General features: G+C 73.0%; 12 protein-coding genes. 4 read left to right on the forward strand and 8 right to left on the reverse strand.

Going from position 1 to position 18,664, the window contains the following annotated elements:
• Positions 1-414: 414 nt before the first annotated feature.
• Entirely contained in the window at positions 415-1,995 is a 1,581-nt protein-coding gene (locus tag HUT10_RS37320; protein ID WP_217709673.1) for a DNA polymerase Y family protein, read from the forward strand.
• 311 nt (positions 1,996-2,306) lie between these two features.
• Here the strand turns inward: HUT10_RS37320 and HUT10_RS37325 are convergent, their stop codons facing one another.
• Together HUT10_RS37325 and HUT10_RS37330 are read right to left on the reverse strand one after the other, a co-directional pair.
• Positions 2,307-5,171 (reverse strand): BTAD domain-containing putative transcriptional regulator, encoded by a 2,865-nt coding sequence (locus tag HUT10_RS37325; protein ID WP_176175480.1) that lies wholly within the window; start codon positions 5,169-5,171, stop codon positions 2,307-2,309.
• Positions 5,172-5,299: 128 nt separating this feature from the next.
• A complete protein-coding gene (locus HUT10_RS37330) occupies positions 5,300-7,642 on the reverse strand; it encodes a hypothetical protein (protein WP_176175481.1) in 2,343 nt (780 codons plus the stop codon).
• 400 nt (positions 7,643-8,042) lie between these two features.
• Here HUT10_RS37330 and HUT10_RS37335 point away from each other — a divergent pair, with 400 nt between their 5' ends.
• A complete protein-coding gene (locus tag HUT10_RS37335; protein ID WP_176175482.1) occupies positions 8,043-11,369 on the forward strand; it encodes an error-prone DNA polymerase in 3,327 nt (1,108 codons plus the stop codon).
• A gap of 38 nt (positions 11,370-11,407) precedes the next feature.
• On the opposite strand, the gene HUT10_RS37340 is transcribed toward HUT10_RS37335, so the two are convergent.
• The 4 genes from HUT10_RS37340 to HUT10_RS37355 all read right to left on the reverse strand — a co-directional run bounded on the left by HUT10_RS37340 (position 11,408) and on the right by HUT10_RS37355 (position 13,710).
• Positions 11,408-12,238 carry an SDR family NAD(P)-dependent oxidoreductase gene (locus HUT10_RS37340; protein ID WP_176175483.1) on the reverse strand — a complete coding sequence of 277 codons (831 nt, stop codon included), beginning with the start codon at positions 12,236-12,238 and terminating at the stop codon, positions 11,408-11,410.
• A 39-nt stretch (positions 12,239-12,277) separates the two neighbouring features.
• Positions 12,278-12,640 (reverse strand): nuclear transport factor 2 family protein, encoded by a 363-nt coding sequence (locus tag HUT10_RS37345; RefSeq protein WP_176175484.1) that lies wholly within the window; start codon positions 12,638-12,640, stop codon positions 12,278-12,280.
• 205 nt (positions 12,641-12,845) lie between these two features.
• Positions 12,846-13,196, reverse strand: a complete 351-nt coding sequence (locus HUT10_RS37350; protein ID WP_176175485.1) for a hypothetical protein — start codon at positions 13,194-13,196, stop codon at positions 12,846-12,848.
• A 13-nt stretch (positions 13,197-13,209) separates the two neighbouring features.
• Positions 13,210-13,710: a TetR/AcrR family transcriptional regulator gene (locus tag HUT10_RS37355; protein WP_176175486.1), complete on the reverse strand. Its 501-nt coding sequence runs from the start codon at positions 13,708-13,710 to the stop codon at positions 13,210-13,212.
• Between the two features lie 153 nt (positions 13,711-13,863).
• Here HUT10_RS37355 and HUT10_RS37360 point away from each other — a divergent pair, with 153 nt between their 5' ends.
• Both HUT10_RS37360 and HUT10_RS37365 read left to right on the forward strand, forming a co-directional pair.
• On the forward strand, positions 13,864-15,897 hold the full coding sequence (locus HUT10_RS37360; protein WP_254897201.1) for a cellulose binding domain-containing protein: 2,034 nt from the start codon (positions 13,864-13,866) through the stop codon (positions 15,895-15,897).
• A 133-nt stretch (positions 15,898-16,030) separates the two neighbouring features.
• Positions 16,031-16,447 (forward strand): MarR family winged helix-turn-helix transcriptional regulator, encoded by a 417-nt coding sequence (locus HUT10_RS37365; RefSeq protein ID WP_176175487.1) that lies wholly within the window; start codon positions 16,031-16,033, stop codon positions 16,445-16,447.
• Between the two features lie 304 nt (positions 16,448-16,751).
• On the opposite strand, the gene HUT10_RS37370 is transcribed toward HUT10_RS37365, so the two are convergent.
• Positions 16,752-17,606 carry an LLM class flavin-dependent oxidoreductase gene (locus HUT10_RS37370; protein ID WP_176175488.1) on the reverse strand — a complete coding sequence of 285 codons (855 nt, stop codon included), beginning with the start codon at positions 17,604-17,606 and terminating at the stop codon, positions 16,752-16,754.
• Positions 17,603-18,625, reverse strand: coding sequence for an aldo/keto reductase (locus HUT10_RS37375; RefSeq protein WP_176175489.1), 1,023 nt, complete (start codon positions 18,623-18,625; stop codon positions 17,603-17,605). Before HUT10_RS37375 ends, HUT10_RS37370 begins: the two co-directional genes overlap by 4 nt.
• Positions 18,626-18,664: the final 39 nt, after the last annotated feature.

The following is an 18,664-nucleotide window of genomic DNA, read 5'->3' on the forward strand; positions in this document are numbered from 1 at the left end:
GTTCGGCGGCGTGGCTGGGGTTCCGGGCCGGCCGGGGCCGGGGATGAGTGCGGATTTCGGCCGGACGCTCGGCCGCCGCTGGAAAATCACGCGTGCTTGGGAGGGCATCACGTGTGATTGGAGGGGCGACACGCGTGTCTGGGAGGGCATCGGGGTGATGCCCCGGCAATCACACGTGATGCCTCTCTGGACACGGGTGATGCCCCAGGGCGCACGGGTGATGCCTGTTGGCGCACGCGAAACAGCCCTCGCTTCGGGCGGCGATCGGCTGGGGCGCGAGTGGGGCGGAGCGCTCGCCGGTCGGGCGGGGGATGAGTGCGATGGGGGTCGGCCGGGGTGGGTCGCGCCGGTGGGCGTCTGCCCGCGCGTTGCGGCCGCGTCGCTTTCGCCTCGGCGGCGGGAGCCGTCCGCCGGATGAGTGATGCGCCACGGTTGCTCGTGCTGTGGTGCCCGGACTGGCCCGTCGTCGCCGCCGGGGCCGCCGCCGGGACTTCGCCCGGCTCGCCCGCCGCCGTTTTCTCCGGGAACCGCGTCGTTGCCTGCTCCGCCTCCGCGCGGCAGCAGGGCGTCGGGCGGGGGATGCGGCGGCGGGACGCCCAGTCCCGGTGTCCGGCCCTCGTCGTGCACCAGCACGATCCCGATCGCGATGCCCGGTTGTTCGAACCCGTGGCCGCCGCGGTGGAAGCGCAGGCCGTCGGGGTCGAGGTCGTGCGGCCCGGGCTGGTTGCCGTGCCCGTCGACGGTGCCGCCGGGTACTTCGGCGGGGAGGCCGCCCTCGCCGAGCTGCTCATCGACGAGGTCGCCGCGCGGGCCGGGGTCGAATGCCAGGTCGGGGTGGCCGACGGGCTGTTCGCCGCCACGCTCGCCGCCCGTCGCTCGGCGCTCGTCCCGCGGGGGCGGGCGGCGGAGTTCCTCGCGCCGCTCTCGATCGCCGAGCTGAACCAGCCCGGCGACGACCGCGGTGAGCTCGTCGACCTGCTCAAACGGCTCGGGCTGCGCACACTCGGCGCGTTCGCCGCCCTCGCCGAGCGCGACGTCGCCGGCCGCTTCCCGAGCGACGCCATCGTCGCCCACCGGCTCGCCCGCGGCCGGTCCGAACGTCCGCCGCTGCGCCGGGCGCTGCCGCCGGATCTCGCCGTCACCGAAACCTTCGACGAGCCCCTCAAGCGGGTCGACGAAGCCGCCTTCGTCGCGAAGACGCTCGGCGAACGCTTCTTCGCCGGTCTCGCGAACCACGGCCTCGCCTGTACCCGCCTGGCCATCGTCGCCGTCACCGAAGCCGGCGAAGAACGCGTACGCGTCTGGCGGTGCGCCGAGCCGCTCACCGCCCGCTCGACGGCCGACCGCGTGCGCTGGCAGTGCGAAGGCTGGCTCACCACCCGCGACCGGCCCACCGCCGGCATCGTGCGGCTGCGCCTCGACCCCGAGGAGGTCGTCGGCGGCCAGGCCCTGCAGCTGCAGCTCGGCTCGGTGGGCCGCGACGCCGACGCCGCCGAACGCGCCGGCCGCGCGCTGGTCCGCATCCAGGGCCTGCTGGGCCCGGACGCGGTGGTCACCCCGCTGCTGGACGGCGGCCGCGGCCCGGCCGAGCGCGTCCGGCTGGTCCCGTGGGGCGAGCCGCGCCGTCCGCTCGCCGCGGACCGCCCGTGGCCGGGGCGGCTGCCCGCGCCCTCGCCGACGGTCGTCCCGCCGCGTCCGGTGCCGGCCGAGGTGCTCGACGCGGTCGGTGACGTCGTCCGCTGCACCGCGCGCGGCGAGCTCGGCTACCCGCCGTCGACGGTCGCGGTCGACGGGGGACCGCCGCGCCGGGTCATCGGCTCGGCCGGGCCCTGGGTGGTGCACCCGGCCCTGCCCGGCCGCCGCGGCGAGCGCCCCCTCGCCCGGATCCAGGTGGTCCTGGAAGGCGACACGGCCCCGGACGGCGACATCGCCCTGCTGCTGAGGGCCACGGTCGGCGAGGATCCGCGGTGGATCGTGGAGGGTTGCTACGACTAGCAGCGGGCCGAGCGGGACGGCGCCCGTCGGCGCGGGTCGGTGGCGATCCACAGTGGACTATGGCGAGCTGATACGGCAGCAGTGCGCCGGGGCGGGCGGGACCGCAGCCTCGGCGTGGATCGTGGAGGGTTGCTACGACTAGCAACGGGCCGAGCGGAACCGCACCCTCGGCTCGGTCGCTGGCGATCCACAGTGGACCGCCGCGAGTTGCCGGCGCCCGCCGGGCCGCACCACACCCCTCGGCACCGTCCGCGGGGTCGCGAACCGGCGAGAAATGCCGCAGTCCGCCGAGCCGCGGCCGAACCCGCCCCTCAGCCCACCGCGACCAACATGGCCTCGACCTTCTCCGCCCGCTCAGGCAGCCCGACCGCCCGCCACAGCTCCACCGCCAGACCCAGGTGGTGCCGCGCCGCCGCCGTCTCACCCAGTTCGTGCTCCAGCTCGCCCAGCCGCTGCCAGCACGCCGCCTCGTTGCTCCGGTCACCGTTGGCCCGGAACACGTGGGCCGCTCGCTGGAGGGCCGAATCGGCCCGGGGGCCGTCGCCCAGCTCGGCGTAGATCGCGCCCAACCTCTGGTCCGTGTACGCGCCGCAGCGCTCGTCGCTGATCTCGTTGAAGATCGTCAGTGCTTCGGTGAGGTCGTGCAGCGCGGCCGCCGTCTCGCCGGTGTCGAGGTGGTAGCGGCTGAGCGTGCGGAGGATCACCGCCTGCCGGTGGCGGTCGCCGAGGCTGCGGGCGATGCGCAGGCCCTCCTCGATCCACGGGCCGGCGTCGCCGGCGCCCTGGTCGAAGCCGATGATGCCGATCGCCGTGCGGAGCTGGGCCTCCGCCTGGCGGTGGCCGGCCGCCACCACGTGCTCCAGCGCCTCCTTGTCGGTCGCCAGTGCCTCGTCGAGCTCGCCGCGGACGCGGTGCACCGTGCCCAGGCTCGCCAGCGCCAGGCCTTCGCCGCGCCGGTCGCCGATCGCCCGGTACAGCTGCACGCACCGGTGCAGGTCCTCGCGGGCCTCGGCCATTTCGTCGAGGTAGATGTGCACCTGGCCGAGCCCCTGCAGCAGCGCCGCTTCGCCGTGGGTGTCGCCGGCCGCGGTGACGGCCTCCAGCGCGACCTGGTGGCTGCGGTTCCAGTCCTGGTAGAGGCTGCGGTGGTCGTAGTACGGCACCGCGGCGACCGCCAGCTCCCAGGCCAGGCCGGCCATCCCCCACTCGGCGGCGAGCCCGATCGCCCGCAGCAACGTCCCGCGCTCGGCGTCGAACCAGGCGATGGGGTCGACGACCGTGTAGTCCGGGACCCAGCGCGGCGAGTGGCCCGGCGTCGGCCGGAACAGGCTGGGGTAGCACAGGTCGCGGGCCTGCTCGGCGAGGGCGAGCCAGGCGGCGAGGACCCGCTCCACCGCCGCCCGGCGGTCCTCGGCCGGGTAGTGCTCCTGCGCGCCTTCCGCCGCGTACGCGCGCAGCAGGTCGTGCAGCCGGTACCGCGGCTGGCCCGCGCGATCGGTCGTCACCAGGCGCACCAGGCAGGCGTCGACCAGCGCGTCCAGCACCTCGTCGCCCGCCGGGGCGCCCAGCAGCGGGCCGATCACCCACGCGGGGAGCGTTTCCGCGCCCAGCAGGCCCAGCAGCCGGAACGCCCGGACGGCCTCCTCGGGCAGCAGCCGCAGGCTCAGGTCGAAGTTGGCCCGCACGTCGAGGTCGCCGACCCGCAGCTCGCGCAGCCGCTTCGACTCGTCCTCCAGCCGTTCGCGCAGCACCTGCAGGGTCCACGCCCGCCGGTTCGCGAGCTTCGCCCCGGTGATCCGCAGCGCCAGCGGCAGGCGGCCGCACAGCCGGACGATCGCGTCGGCCTGCTCCGGTTCCCGTTCGACGCGCTCGGCCCCGGCGATCCGGGCGAGGAGGTCGCGGGCGTCTTCGTGGGACAGCACGTCCAGCTCGAGGTGCTCGGCCCCGGCCAGGTCCGCCAGCCGGTGCCTGCTGGTGACCACCACCGCGCAGCCGCCGGACGGCGGCAGCAGCGGCCGCACCTGCTGGGCACCGGCGGCGTCGTCGAGCAGCACCAGCATGCGGCGATCGGCCAGCCGCGACCGGTACAGGGCCGCGCGTTCGTGCAGGCCGGGCGGCATGACCGCGTCCGTGACGCCGAGCGCGCGCAGCAGCTCGGCCAGCATCATCGCGGGGTCGCGCGGCACGGCGGAGGTGCCGGCGAGGTCGAGGTAGAGCTGGCCGTCGGGGAACGCGTCACGGGCTTCGTGCAGCGCGCGCACGGCGAGCGCCGACTTCCCGGTCCCCGGCGCGCCGGCGACGACCACCACCCCGCGCCGCTGCAGCAGGTCCAGCAGCTCGACCAAGGGCCCGGCGCGGCCGGTGAAGTCCGGGATGTCCGCGGGCAGCTGGGCGACCGGCCGCTGCTCCCGGGTCGCGGTGACCAGGTCGAGCGCGGGGTCCGCGCGCAGGATCTGCGCGTGCACGCGCCGCAGGCCGGGCCCGGGGTCGGCGCCGAGCTCCTCGGCCAGCAGGCGCTGCATGTCGTGGAACACCGCGAGCGCGTCACCCTGGCGGCCGCTGCGGTAGAGCGCGAGCATCAGCAACTCCCGCGCGCGTTCGCGGTACGGGTGCTCGTCGGCCAGCCGGGACAGCTCGGCGACGGCCGGCGCGTGCTCCCCGCGCAGGAGGTCGAGCTCGGCGAGGTCCTCCAGCGCGCCCAGGCGGTACTCCTCCAGCCGGGCACGTTCGGTGACGGCCGCGGGGTTGTCGATGCCGCTGAAGGCGGGCCCGCGCCACAGCGTCATCGCCTCGGCGAGGTGCTGCCGGGCGGCCGCCAGGTCGCCGTCGCCGCGGGTCTCGCGCGCCTGGGCGAGCCGGGCGGCGAACCGGTCGCTGTCCAGCTGGCCGGGCGCCACCCGCAGCAGGTACCCGGTGCCCACCGTCTGCAGCGCGCCGTCGTCGAGCTCCAGCGATCGCCGCACGTCACCGACGTACTTCTGGACGAGGTTGACCGCGCTGCGCGGCGGCTGCGCACCCCAGGCGGCCTGGATGATCTGCTCCCGGTCCACCCGCCGGTTCGCGTGCAGCAGCAGCACGCCGAGCACCCGGAGGCACTTGCCCGGCCCCACCTCGACCGGGGCCGCACCGTGCCAGGCGGTGATCGGTCCGAGCACGCCGAAGCGAACATCACGCATGGAAACGCCCCCTCCCCGTCCGCGAGGGTACCTCCGACCGGCCACGTTCCGTAAGACTGCAGTGCGGCTGCAGTGAACGCTGCCAGGCTCCGGGCGCCGGCTCGGCCACGGTCCGGCGTGAGGGGGAGTCACGATGGGAACCAGCACGAAGGCGCGCCGGGGTACGGGCCACGAGGCGAAAGGGGGCGTTGCCACGCGGTCCCGGTCCGCGTGCCGCAGCCTGCCCTGATGCCGGCGGTGCCGTGAAGCCCCCGCGCCGGATCGCGGCCGTGCTCGCCGTCATGCTGCTGAGCGCGGCGGAGGTGGCGACGACCGCGCCGCCCGCCGCCGCGGTGACGACGTCGTACGCCCCGGTGCCCGAGGTCGTCACCACCGTCCGGTGGACGTCCGTCGTCGTGGTCGACGCCCACTTCCACCGCCGGCTGCGGATGGTCCGGCTGACCCGGGCGTTTTTCCTCAGCCCGTGATGCCGCCCCGGACGGCGGCGGTGGGTGGTGGCCGCCGAAGGGGGTCAGCCAGGGCAGCTGCCCGAACGAGGGCGCCGTGGTGAACGCGGTGGCCGGGACGGTGACCTCGACCTCGTACTCGTCCATGGCCACGCTGTCCCTCGCGACCGGCGCCGGTTCTTCGGCCCGTTCCGCGCCGAGGTGCACGCGTTTGGCGTCCGGAGTGCCTTCGAGCCGCTCGGCCGCGGGCCGTTTCCTGGTCAGCGTGAGCTGCAACGGCGCGCTGAACCGCGGCACGTCCCGGCGGTTGCGCAGCACGGCCACCGGCCGGTTGCCCCGGTGCAGCGTCACCCAGCCCTGCACCGGCTCCAGGAGGTCGAACAACCGGTTCAGCTCGCCGGCGCGCAACGGGACGAACGCGGCGAACCGGGGTAGCGGCATGCGGACGGAGAACTGCGACGGCATGCCGGTACCCGGTGCCAGCGCCGAATGGCCGGACAGCCCGGGCGGCAACGGCGCCCGGCCCGGCAGCAGCAGCCGATCCGGCAGCCCGGTGCCCGGCATCAGGCGCGGCGGGCCGAGGGCGATGAGCTGGTTCATGCCGGGGTGGCGGCCGCGCAGCCCGGCTTCCCGGCGCCAGTCCTGGCCCCGCTGCTGCCCGAGCAGTTTGTCCACGACCCGGCCGGTCAGCGGGCTGAACTCCACCCGCAGCGGCTCGTCCTCCGGGATGGAGCCCAGTTCGCTGTGCCGGTCGGTGCAGACCTCGATCACGATCCGCTCGGCCAGCACCAGGTCCCTGGCCTCGGCGGTGAACCGGGCCCGGATCCGGCCGTGGTTGCCCACGTGCCACTTCTGGAGCCGGCTTTCGTAGGGGATCATCTGCGAGTTGGCCGAGAAGGTGCCCGCCAGCAGGTTGCCGGAGTCGGTCCCGCCGCCGATCTGGGCGCCGCGGATGTGCAGCCATTCCCAGTTGTCGGCGTTCACGGGCACCGGCCCGCCGTTGGCGGCCCGGTGGGCGTTGTGGAACGCGGCCGCGCCGTAGGCGCTCCACTTCTTCATCGCCTCGTCCTGGCTGCCCTCCCGGCCACCGGCCAGGTCCCCGACCCAGCCGGTGCTCACCGGCGCGGCGCGGATCGAGTCGTACGAGCTGTTGAGCCGCCGGATCTCGGCCGGGTCGGTCAAGTTGTGGAAGGTCTGGCTGTACTGCGTGCCGTTGACCCGGGGCTTCCGCCCGCCGCGCGGCCGGGCCACCACCGTGGACACGTAGAGGTAGCCGTTTCCCTGGGCGAACTGCGCGCCGGCGTCCTGGGCGGCCAGCTTCGGGCTGGTCAGGTCCTGGGTGGGCGCCGCCGTGACGCTGCTGTAGTCGCCCAGATCGGCGTCGTCGATGCCGAAGCCGCGCTTCAGGACGTCGTTCTTGTCCGTGTAGCTGTTGTCGAAGTACAGGGTGCCTTCCGCGTGGGGCAGGCGGGAACCGCCGCCCTCCCGGCGCAGGACCGGGCCTTGCGCGGTGCCCAATTCGATGAGCCCCCTGATGATGCCGATCCCTCCCGGAACCCAGGGGACGACCACCGCGAGCGGACGGCCGGCGGTGTTCTGCTCCTGCCAGACGGTCCCGACCTGCAGCCGGAAGTTCCGGTGGTGGTCGTGCGAGGGCCTGATGATCCAGTCGGTGTGGAACGTCTTGCCGGCGCAGAACGCCTGGAAGCCGGCCAGCTTGGCGTAGTCCATGAAGACACCCAGGTTGCTCGTCCCGCCGACGTTGCCGACGAACGCGAGATCCTGGGGCACCACCTTGTCCCGGTAGACGTAGTCTTCCGGGTCCTCCAGCCACGGCCGCCGCTGCACGACCACGTCCGGCTGCGGGTTTGCCGGTCGGGGCGGTTTCGGCGCGAGCAGGCCGGTGACGGCCCGGTTGCCTGCCGCGCGTTGCAGCGCGAGCAATCCTGGCGCCGTCTTGGCCGCGCGGCGGGCGGGACTCGGTGGCGGGGCCGGTTCGCCGGCCATCTTCAGGTACTCCGGCAAGGAGGGCCTCCTCCGCTCGCAGCCTGACCACCGAGCGTACGCCGGGCGATTCCGGTGCGTAATGTCCGCACGGGCAGTCATCGTTGCCCGCGGTGATCCGGCCGGGCGGTGTCAGCCTCGGGCCGGGTCGGCGATCTGGGACAGCGCGCGGAAGGCGTGGGTTTTGAGCGCTGCGCACGTGATGCCCTCGTGGATCGGCCGGCGGAGGGCACTCTGCCAGAGTCCACTTTGGACGTCTCGCCTGGTGGCGCACGCCGGGGGTGATCGATCTCTTGTGACCGAGCCCGCTCCACAGTTGACACCGGAGGCGCGCCCGGCGCAGGATCGGACCACGGTATTCGCCCGTGTGTTCGAACAGTGATCGCTGGCTTCCCCACAGCGAACGGAGTGGGAGCCGGCCTTGGCGTTCAACAACCCGCGCGTTCCGTGGTCCGAAGTGGAGCGGATCGCGTCCGGGCGCCCGCCCGTGCCCGGGGACGGCAACGACGCCCCCGCCTGGTCGCGCAAGCGGGACGGCTACGCCGGGGCGCCCGCGGACCTGCGGCACCGGCGCGGCCGGGACGACGGCGGGGACCGGATCCGGGCGCCCTACGCCGAGCTGCACGTCCACTCCAACTTCAGCTTCCTCGACGGCGCGAGCCACCCCGAGACCCTCGTCGAGGAGGCCGCGCGGCTCGAGCTGGACGCGCTCGTCCTCACCGACCACGACGGCATGTACGGCGCCGTGCGGTTCAACGACGCCGCGCGGGAGCTCGGCGTGCGGGTCGGCTTCGGGGCCGAGCTCTCGCTCGGGCTGCCCGCGCCGCAGGCCGGGGTGCCCGATCCGGCGGGCTCGCACCTGCTCGTGCTCGCCCGCAGGCAGACCGGCTACCACCGGCTGTGCCGCGTCATCTCCCGGGCCCAGCTCGCCGGCGGGCGGAAGGGGCGGCCCGTCTACGACTTCGACGAGCTGGCCGACGAGCTGGCCGGGCACGTCGTCGTGCTCACCGGCTGCCGCAAGGGCGCCGTCCGGCAGGCGCTCGCGCAGCACGGCCCGGCCGCCGCCCGCGCCGAGCTCGCCCGGCTCGTGGACCGCTTCGGGCGGTCGCACGTCGCCGTCGAGCTGATCGACCACCGGCTGCCGCGGGACGACGCCGCCAACGACCTCCTCGACGGGCTGGCCAAGGAATTCCGGCTGCCGACGGTGGTGTCCAACAACGTGCACTACGCCCGCTCGGAAGACGCCGTCGTGGCGGACATGGTCGCCGCGGTCCGGGCCCGGCGCTCGGCCGAGGAGCTCGAAGGGTGGCGGCCGCCGTCGGGGCAGGCGTTCCTGCGGTCGGGGATGGAGCAGCGGCGCCGCTTCGAGCGCCGCTACCCCGGCGCGGTGGGCCGGGCCGCCGTCCTGGGCGTCGAAGTGGCGTTCGACCTGCAGCTCGTGGCACCGGACCTGCCGCCGTTCCCGGTCCCGGCCGGGCACGACGAGATGTCGTTCCTGACCGAGCTGACCTGGCGGGGCGCGCGGAAGCGCTACGGCACGCGCGAAGAGAACCCGAAGGCCTACGCCCAGCTCGACCACGAACTCGCCGTCATCGACAAGCTCGGCTTCCCGGGCTACTTCCTCGTGGTCTGGGACATCGTCCGGTTCTGCCGCGAGGCGAACATCCTCTGCCAGGGCCGCGGCTCGGCCGCGAACTCCGCGGTCTGCTACGCGCTGGAGATCTGCCACGCCGACCCGGTGCGGTGGAACCTGCTGTTCGAGCGCTTCCTCGCACCGGAGCGGGACGGGCCGCCGGACATCGACGTCGACATCGAGTCCGGCCGCCGCGAGGAAGCCATCCAGTACGTCTACGAAAAGCACGGCCGGTTCCACGCCGCGCAGGTCGCCAACGTCATCACCTACCGCGCGCCCTCGGCGATCCGCGACGCCGCGAAGGCGCTCGGCCACAGCCCCGGGCAGCAGGACGCCTACGGCAAGCTGGTGGACCGCTGGGGCGGGGTGGCCGCGACCCGGCAGCAGGCCGCCGGGGCGATCCCGGACGACGTCCTCGACCTGGCCGCGCGGGTCGAGGACTTCCCGCGCCACCTCGGCATCCACTCCGGGGGCATGGTGATCTCCAAGCAGCCGGTGTCCGAAGTGGTCCCGGTCGAGTGGGCGACCATGGCCGACCGGTCGATCCTGCAGTGGGACAAGGACGACTGCGCCACCGTCGGGCTGGTCAAGTTCGACCTGCTCGGCCTCGGCATGCTTTCGGCGCTGCACCACATGATCGACCTCGTCGCCGAACACCACGGAGCAGGAGTGGACATCGGGAAGCTCGATCTGGCCGACCCCGCGGTCTACGACATGCTCTGCGAAGCCGACGCCGTCGGGGTGTTCCAGGTGGAATCGCGCGCCCAGCTGGCCACGCTGCCGCGGCTGCGGCCGCGGAAGTTCTACGACCTCGTCGTCGAAGTCGCGCTGATCCGGCCCGGCCCGATCCAGGGCGGCTCGGTGCACCCCTACATCCGCCGCCGCCGCGGCGACGAGGAGTGGCAGCACGCGCACCCGCTGCTGGCCGGGTCACTGGACCGCACCCTCGGCGTGCCGCTGTTCCAGGAGCAGGTGATGCAGATGGCGGTCGACGTCGCGAGCTTCACCCCGGCCGAAGCCGACCAGCTGCGCCGCGCCATGGGCGCCAAGCGGTCCAGCGCCAAGATGAAGGCCCTGATGGCGCGGTTCTTCCGCGGCTGCGAAGCCAACGGCCTCGACCGCGAGCTGGCCACCCGGATCTTCGAGCAGATCCACGCCTTCTCCGGCTACGGCTTCCCCGAAGCGCACTCGATGTCCTTCGCGCTGCTGGTGTACGCGTCGGCGTGGTTCAAGCGCTACTACCCGGCGGCGTTCTGCGCCGGGCTGCTGCGCGCCCAGCCGATGGGCTTCTACAGCCCGCAGTCGCTGGTCGCGGACGCCCGCCGGCACGGCGTCCACGTCCGCGAACCCGACATCAACACCAGCCTCGCCGGCGCCACCCTCGAACCGGACGACGGCAGCACCGGCGGCGTCGCGCTGCGGCTCGGCCTCGCCGCCGTCCGCCACCTCGGTGAAGACGTTGCCTCCCAGGTGGTCGCCGAGCGCGAGGCGCACGGCCCGTACACGAGCATCGGCGACCTGACCCGCCGGGTGCAGCTGAAGAAGAACGCCGTGGAGGCACTGGCCACGGCCGGCGCCTTCAGCGGATTCGGCGGCGACCGGCGCCAGGACCTGTGGGCCGCCGGAGCCGCCGCGACGACCCGGCCCGGCCACCTGCCCGGCCTGGCCCCCGGCCTCGACGCCCCGGCCCTGCCCGGGATGACGCGGCTGGAGGTGACGGCCGCCGACCTGTGGGCCACCGGCGTCTCCCCGGACAGTCACCCGGTGGAGTACCTGCGCGAGCTGCTGGCGCAGCGCGGGGCGATCACCGTCGCCGAGCTCATGCGAGCCGAGGACGGCGTCCGGGTGTGGGTCGGCGGCGCGGTCACCCACCGGCAGCGCCCGGCAACTGCGGGTGGGATCACCTTCCTCAACCTCGAAGACGAGACCGGTATGGCCAACGTCGTCGTCTCGCAGGGGCTGTGGCACCGGCAGCGCCTGGTCGCCCGCACCAGTGCGGCGCTGCTGGTCCGCGGGAGGGTGCAAGCCGCGGAAGGGGTCGTCACGCTCGTCGCCGATCGCCTGGAAACCCTGGAACTCTCGTTGCGGACCGGGCCTTCGCGCGACTTCCGGTGACCGGTCAGCGCTGCACGAGCACGGCCCCTGCCGCTGGACTAGAAGTCCGTGCTGCGTGAAAGCTTCTCGTTGGCCCGCAGCTCCACGAGGGCGTTCTCGTGCATCGCGGTGACGACGTCGTAGCCGGCGTTGCCGAGCACGATCCGGCGCGGCGGAACGGGTGCGTTCATCGCGCTGATCACGGCCCGCACTCCCCGCACGGGATCGCCCTCTTGCTTGCCGTTGTGGGCCACGAACGCCGCCTTGACGCTCTCGATCATCGGCACGTAAGCGTCGACGACCTCGTTCACGGGCTGGTCCTGGAAGCCGGCGAAGGCCTTGGTGCGGGTGGCTCCCGGCTCTACGACGAGCACCCGCACCCCGAACGGCTCGACCTCGAGCCGCAGCGTCTCCGACAGTCCTTCGACCGCGAACTTCGCCGCCGAGTAGTAGCCGAACCCCTGCGCGGTGACGAGGCCCGCCACCGACGACATGTTCACGATCCAGCCGTCGCCGCGGGCCCGCATACCCGGCAGGACCGCACGCACGACGTCGACCACGGCGAACAGGTTGAGGTCGAAAGTGCGGCGGATCGTCTCGTCGGGGGCCCCTTCGATCGAGCCGAACCAGCCGCGGCCCGCGTTGTTGACGAGCACGTCGATTCCGCCGAACCGCTCCTCCGCCGCCTTGACCGCCGCACGCACCTGCTGGGCATCGGTGACGTCGAGCTCGAGGACCAGCACGCGGTCGCCGTAGGGCTCAGCCCATTCCCGCAGCTCAGCAGGCCGACGGGCGGTCACCGCGACTCGATCGCCCTGGTCCAGTGCGGCCTCGGCGTAGACCAGGCCGAACCCTCCGGGCGTCCCACCGGTGATGAACCAAGTCTTCATGATCTTTTCTCCATTCAAGATCGACGTGCGCGGGTTCGGTCAGGCCGCGTGGTTGGCGATGACGATTTCGGCGATGCGGTCGTCCCGGAGCGTGAACCGGTAGTCGAGTTCGGCGATGCCGCCGGGGAAGGTGCCTTCGAGCCGCACGGTCACGACCCAGTGGTTGTCGTCGGCGCGGTGGGCGCCGAGCTGTTCGGTCGTGTACTCGAACTCGGACCCGGCGTCCCGCAGGAACGCGTGGACGTCCTCTCGGCCGCGGAAGGTCTCGTCCTGGTCGATGATCACCGCGTCCTCGGTGAGGAACGACGAGGCGGTGTCGGCGTCGCGGACGACGTGGGCGGCGAAGAACTCGCGCACGGTGGCCGGGAGCAGATCGGAGGGGAGATCGGTGTGCTGTGTCATGAGCCCATCGTGTGGGCTCGCGACGCGGGAGGGTCAAGCCGTGGACTCTCCCCCGGGGGGAGAGTCCCGCGGGCGGCTGGCTGCCGTCGCGGTCGGCGGGGCCCCTGCGGCCGGCACGAGCCGGGATTCCGCCTCGGCCGGGGGTGCGGTCACGACGGCCGGCGCCAGCGCGATCGGGGTGGGGTGGGGGAGCTCGATTTCCGTTTCAGCGCAGGGCGTTCTCGACGAGCTCGACGGTTGTGCGCGGGTCGTCGACTTGGAGGACCAGGCGGGAGTAGCGCTCGTCGGCGAGTTCGATCACGACGGCCTTCGACGCGTCACGGACGTCCCAGAAGATCTTTTCCCCGTCCTGGTGGAAGGTGCCCGCCGTGATCACGCCGGGCAGGTGGGCACCCGGCGCCCGGATTCCCTTGGGGTCGGCGGCGATGCCGGGGTCCGCGGTCGCGCCGCGGACGTTGGCCAGCGGAATGGTGAGGCTGCTCTTGAAGGCCCAGAGCTTGTCGAGACCTTCCATCACGACGACGAGGTCCTCGCCGTCGATGCGGACCAGTGCCATGTCGGTTTCCCTTTCAGCCGAGCGGATCGAGGTGCCGGGCCAGTTCGGCGCCGACACCGTCGGGGTTGCCGCGCAGGCGGATGCCCAGCGCGGCGGCGGTGATGGCAGCGGCCAGTTCGGGGGGAACGCCGAGCGCGTCGGCGATCGCCTGGTCGAGCGCGGCGAGCGCGGTGGCCACCTCGGCGGCCACCTCCTCGTCGGCCGGTGCCCGTTCGACCGCCGCGAGCAGCAGCAGGCCGAGGTCGGCCGCCGTGACCAGCTGCAGCGCGGCGGCGGCGTCCGGTGCCGCCGAGAGCGCATCGGCCAGTGGCCGGACGTCGTCGGCGACGTGGCGGCGCAGCGCGATCAGGTAGAGACCGCGCTTGCTGCCGAACGTTTTGTAGAGGCTGTTGCGGTGCACGCCGAGGTGGGTGACCAGGTCGTCGACCGACACCCCGTCGTACGCGCGGCCACCGAACAGCTCCACGGCGGCGTGCACCACCTCGTCTTCGTCGAACGCCCTTCGCCTGCCCATGCCACGACCGTAGCGTTTTGAGGAACGATCGGTCAAGAACGATCGTTCCTCAAAATTCGAAGGCTTCCGTTGACTTCCCCGACACGCGGTGGTTCTCTCCTGAGAGCGCTCCCAGTCATCCGTTCGTGCCCGACGAAGTGAGGATGGACCTTCATGACAGCTCGACGTCTGCGCTGGGCAGCGTGGCCGGTGATCGCCGTGCTCGCGGCGGCGATCCCGGCGGCCGGAACCGCCGGGGCGGCGACCACGCCCACGGCGACGGTCACCGTCAACGCCCGAGCCGGGCTGGCGACCATGCCGGACACCGGGATCGGCATCAACCACGCGGTCTGGGACAGCCAGCTGGGAACCGACGAGGTGGCCGACCTGTTCGGTGCCGCCGGCGTCCGCACCATGCGGTACCCCGGCGGGTCCTACGGCGACATCTACCACTGGAAGGACAACACCGCGCCGGGTGGGTACGTGGCGCCGAACACCGATTTCGACACGTTCATGGGCGGCGTCCGGAGAGCCGGTGCCCAGCCGATCATCATCGCCAACTACGGCACCGGCACGCCGGGGGAAGCCGCGGACTGGGTGCGGTACGCCAACGTCACCAAGGGGTACGGCGTCAAGTACTGGGAAATCGGCAACGAGCTCTACGGCAACGGGCACTACGGGGCGAACTGGGAAGCCGACGACCACGTGGACAAGAGCCCGGCCGCCTACGCCAACGGGGTCGTCGCCTACGCCGACGCGATGAAGGCCGTCGACCCGGGCGTGCAGATCGGCGCCGTGCTGACCACCCCGGCGAACTGGCCGGACGCCATCGTCGGCTCCGGGGACACCGCGAGCTGGAACCAGACCGTGCTCTCGATCGCGGGCCCGCACATCGACTTCGTCATCCTGCACTGGTACCCCACCGGTGCGACGGCGGCGGAAGCGCTGGCGAAGCCGGAGCAGATCGACGACATGATCTACCTGACCCGACAGCAGATCGCGCGGTACGCGGGCACGAACTCCGGCCGCATCGGCATCTCGATGACCGAAACCAACACGCCGGTCGGCGTGAACACCCAGCCCGGTGCCCTGTTCGCCGCCGAGACCTACAGCTCGCTGCTGGCGAACGGCGTGTTCACGATCGACTGGTGGGACACGCACAACGGGCCGACGAAACTGTCCACTGTGGCCGGATACCCGGACTACGGCGATGGCGGCCTCCTCTCCAGCGGCACCTGCCTGGACGGCGGCGTCTGCGAGCCGCCGCTCAACACGCCGTTCGCGCCCTACTACGGCTTGAAGGTGTTGAGCACGTTCGCCCACCCCGGCGACCAGTTCGTCCGTGCGGCCGCGGACGACCCGCTCGTCGGCGCGCACGCCGTCCGCCGGCCGAACGGCGACCTCGACGTGCTGCTGCTCAACAAGGACCCGGACCAGGCCAGGGCCGTGACGCTGAACTACGCGGGCTACACGCCGGCCCCGGGCGCGCCACGGGTGTTCACCTTCACCAACGGCGCCACGGCGGTCTCGGAAGCGGTGACGGGGACGAGCACTTCCCAGACGCTGCCGCCGTACTCGCTCACCACGGTGGTGCTGCACCCCGCGGCCGGGGCGTCGGCCGGACCGGGGACACCGGGCCAGCCGACCGGCACGGCGACCGACCGCACGGCGTCGATCAGCTGGACGGCGGCCGCGCCGGGCGCCCACCCGATCGCGAAGTACGAGGTCTACCGGCAGCTCGGGGCGACGAGTGAGCAGTGGGGCGAGACGACGGGGACGTCGTTCGACGTCGGCAACCTGGTGCCGGGCAGCCGGTACACGGTCAACGTGCTGGCCCGCGACACGGCGGGCAACGTGTCCGCGGCCTCGCCACCGCTGACGTTGACGACGGGCGCACCGGCGGCGAGCAGCTGCACGGTCCGGATGACCGACGTGACCGACTGGGCGAGCGGTTTCGTCGGCGGAATCCACGTGACGGCGACCGGCGTGGTGGGCGACTGGACGCTGACGTTCGACTGGCCGACGGCACGGCAGCGGTTGACGGGTGGCTGGAGCGGGACGTGGGCGCAGAACGGGACGACGGTGACGGTGTCGTCGTCGGCCCCGCCGGCGTCCGGGGTCGATGTGGGGTTCACGGCGGACTACGGCGGGCCGAACATCTTCCCGGCGGCGTTCAGGGTGAACGGCGTCCTCTGCGCGGCGGGCTGAGGTTCACCGGCTTTCCTCCTCATCGGTGTCGGCGGAAGCTGCCGGTGAGGGGGAGAGTGCGCCGAAGAGGCCGTCGCCGGGGTGGCAAACGATCGCACCTGCGGATGATTTGCCGAAGCGTAAAATCCTGCCGGTGAACGAGGACGACGATCTCGCTGCCCTCTGCGCCGGCGCGGGCCGCAGCCTGGCCGAAGCCGAGCGGCCGGTGCTGGACCGCCACGGCCTCTCGATGTGGCAGTACGTCGTGCTGTCGGCACTGGCCGCCGGGGCGGTGCCGAGCCAGCTGGTGCTGGCCCAGCAGATCCGCTACGACAAGACGCGGTTGATCGCGTTGCTGGACGCCCTCGAGGCGGAGGGGCTGGTGGCCCGCGAGCCCGACCCCGCGGACCGCCGAGCCCGCGTGGTCCGGTTGACGCCGGAAGGAACCCGGCGGCACGCGGCGGTCCGGGCGGCGATCCGCGAGGTGGAGGAGCGCAAGCTCGCGGGCCTGCCGCCCGAGACCCGCCGGCTGCTGCGCTCGGCACTGGCCCGGCTGGCGAACCCGGACTGACCGCAGCCCGGCCCGGCTTGTCCAGGGTCGAACCCGCAGCCCGCTCGGCTTGTCCACGGCTGAGTCCGCCGCCCGTTCCGGCCTGACGAGGGTCGAATTCGCCGCCCGGCTCGGCCTGTTCAGGGCGAACCTGCAGCCCCGCTCGGCTTGTCCAGGGGCGAACCCGCCGCCCGACCCGGCCTGACCAGAGCCGACCCTGGACCACGGCCCAACCCGGACTGACCGCAGCCGCCGTCGCCCGGAACTGTCGGTGCCGCAAGGTAAGCTGGCAACCGGGGGCCGGAGGCCACCCCACCCCGCCGCGCTACCGGCGGATCAGCTCCTCCGCCACCCACTCCGCAACCCCCTCCGGGTACGGATTCGCCAACCCGAGCACGAAGTGCCCGAACCCCGCGCCCGCCGCCTCCGCGATCTTCCCCCGCGTCACCGCCGGCCGCTCGTAGTCCACCGGCAGGAAGATCGACCGCGTGATCTCCGCCGGGTCGCGGCCGATCTCCTCGCAGTACTTGTCCAGCAGGCGGCTCCGGCCCGCCAGGTCCTCGATGTCGCCGCCGCCCGGGATGTTCCACACGTTCGCGTGCTCCGCCACCACGCGCAGCGTTGCGCTCGCCCGGCCGCCGATCACGATCGGCGGGTGCGGCCGCTGCACCGGCCAGGGATTCCCGAAAGCTCCCTTCACCGAGACGTGCGCACCCGCGAAGTCGAACGGCTCCGGGGATGTCCACAAGCGACGGATCACCGTGCACGCCTCGGCCAGCGCCGCGACCGCGTCCGCCTGGTCGTGGTAGGGCAGGCCGTGCGCGTCGTACTCCCGGCGGGCCAGCGGGTGGCTGGGCCGGGAGCCCGCGCCGATGCCGAAGTCGAGGCGGCCGCCGGACACGATGTCGACCGTCGTGGCGATCTTCGCCAGCATGGCCGGCGGCCGGAAGCGGTTGCTGGTGACCAGCAAGCCGAGGCGCAGCCGCGACGTCTGCGCCGCCAGCGCCGAAAGCAGGGTCCAGCCCTCGAAGATCGGGCCGCCCGGGTCGCCGGCGATCGGCATCAGGTGGTCGAACAGCCACGCGTGCTCGATCTCCGGCACCGCGTCGGCCTCCCGCCAGACGCGCTGGATCTCGTCGTAACCGACCTGCTGCGGTGCGGTCATGATGCCGAAGCTCATCGGCGCCGCCGCAGGGCCGGGTCGAGCAGAGCGGGCGGGGTGTCGAACTTCTCGTCCGGAGCCAGGTCGACGCCGGGGGCGACGATGCCGTCGATCTCGTCGAGGACGTCGGTCGGCAGCACGACGTCGGCCGCGGCGAGCTGCGAGCGCAGGTGCTCCGTCGTCCGGGGCCCGATCAGCGCACTCGTCACGCCGGGGTGCCCGGTGACGAAGCCGAGCGCCAGCTGGATCAGGGTGAGGCCGGCCGCCTCCGCGAGCTTGGCCAGCTTCTCGACGGCGTCGAGCCGCGCCCGGTTGGCCGGGATGTCCAGGTCGAAGCGCTGCGGCAGGACCTTCGCGCGGTTGCCGCTGAGCTCCCGGCCCGCGCGGACCGCACCCGACAGCCAGCCCGAAGCCAGCGGGCTCCAGGCCAGCACGCCCATGCCGTACTCCTCGGTCACCGGCAGCACGTGCGCCTCGATGCCACGCTGCAGGATCGAGTAGCTGGGCTGCTCGGTGACGTACCGGCCGAGGTGGTGTTCGCGGGCGGCCCACTGCGCCTGCACGATGCGGTACGCGGGGAACGTCGACGACCCGAAGTACCGGATCTTCCCGGCCCGCTGCAGGTCGGTCAGTGCGGAAAGCGCTTCCTCGTCGCTGGTGGCGGGGTCCCAGCGGTGGAGCTGGTAGAGGTCGACGTGGTCGACGTCGAGGCGCCGCAGGCTGTCTTCGAGCGCGCGGACCAGCCACCGGCGCGAGTTGCCGCGGTGGTTGCGCTCTTCGCCCATCGGCATGGTCGCCTTGGTGGCCAGCACGAGGTCGTCGCGGCGGCCGGCGATCGCCTTGCCGACCATCACCTCCGACTCGCCCTGGCCGTACATGTCGGCGGTGTCGATCAGGTTGACGCCGGCTTCGATGGCGGCGTCGACGATGGCGGTGGCCTCGTCCTGCGTCGTGTTCCCGATGGCGCCGAAGTTCATCGCGCCGAGCGCGAGGGTGCTGACCTGGACGCCGGTGCGGCCCAGGGTGCGGTACTGCATGGGGGTGCCTCCGTGGCATGATGAGCAAACGGAACGTTG

Origin of the sequence: Amycolatopsis sp. Hca4 (assembly GCF_013364075.1) — a bacterium.
Lineage (GTDB): Bacteria > Actinomycetota > Actinomycetes > Mycobacteriales > Pseudonocardiaceae > Amycolatopsis.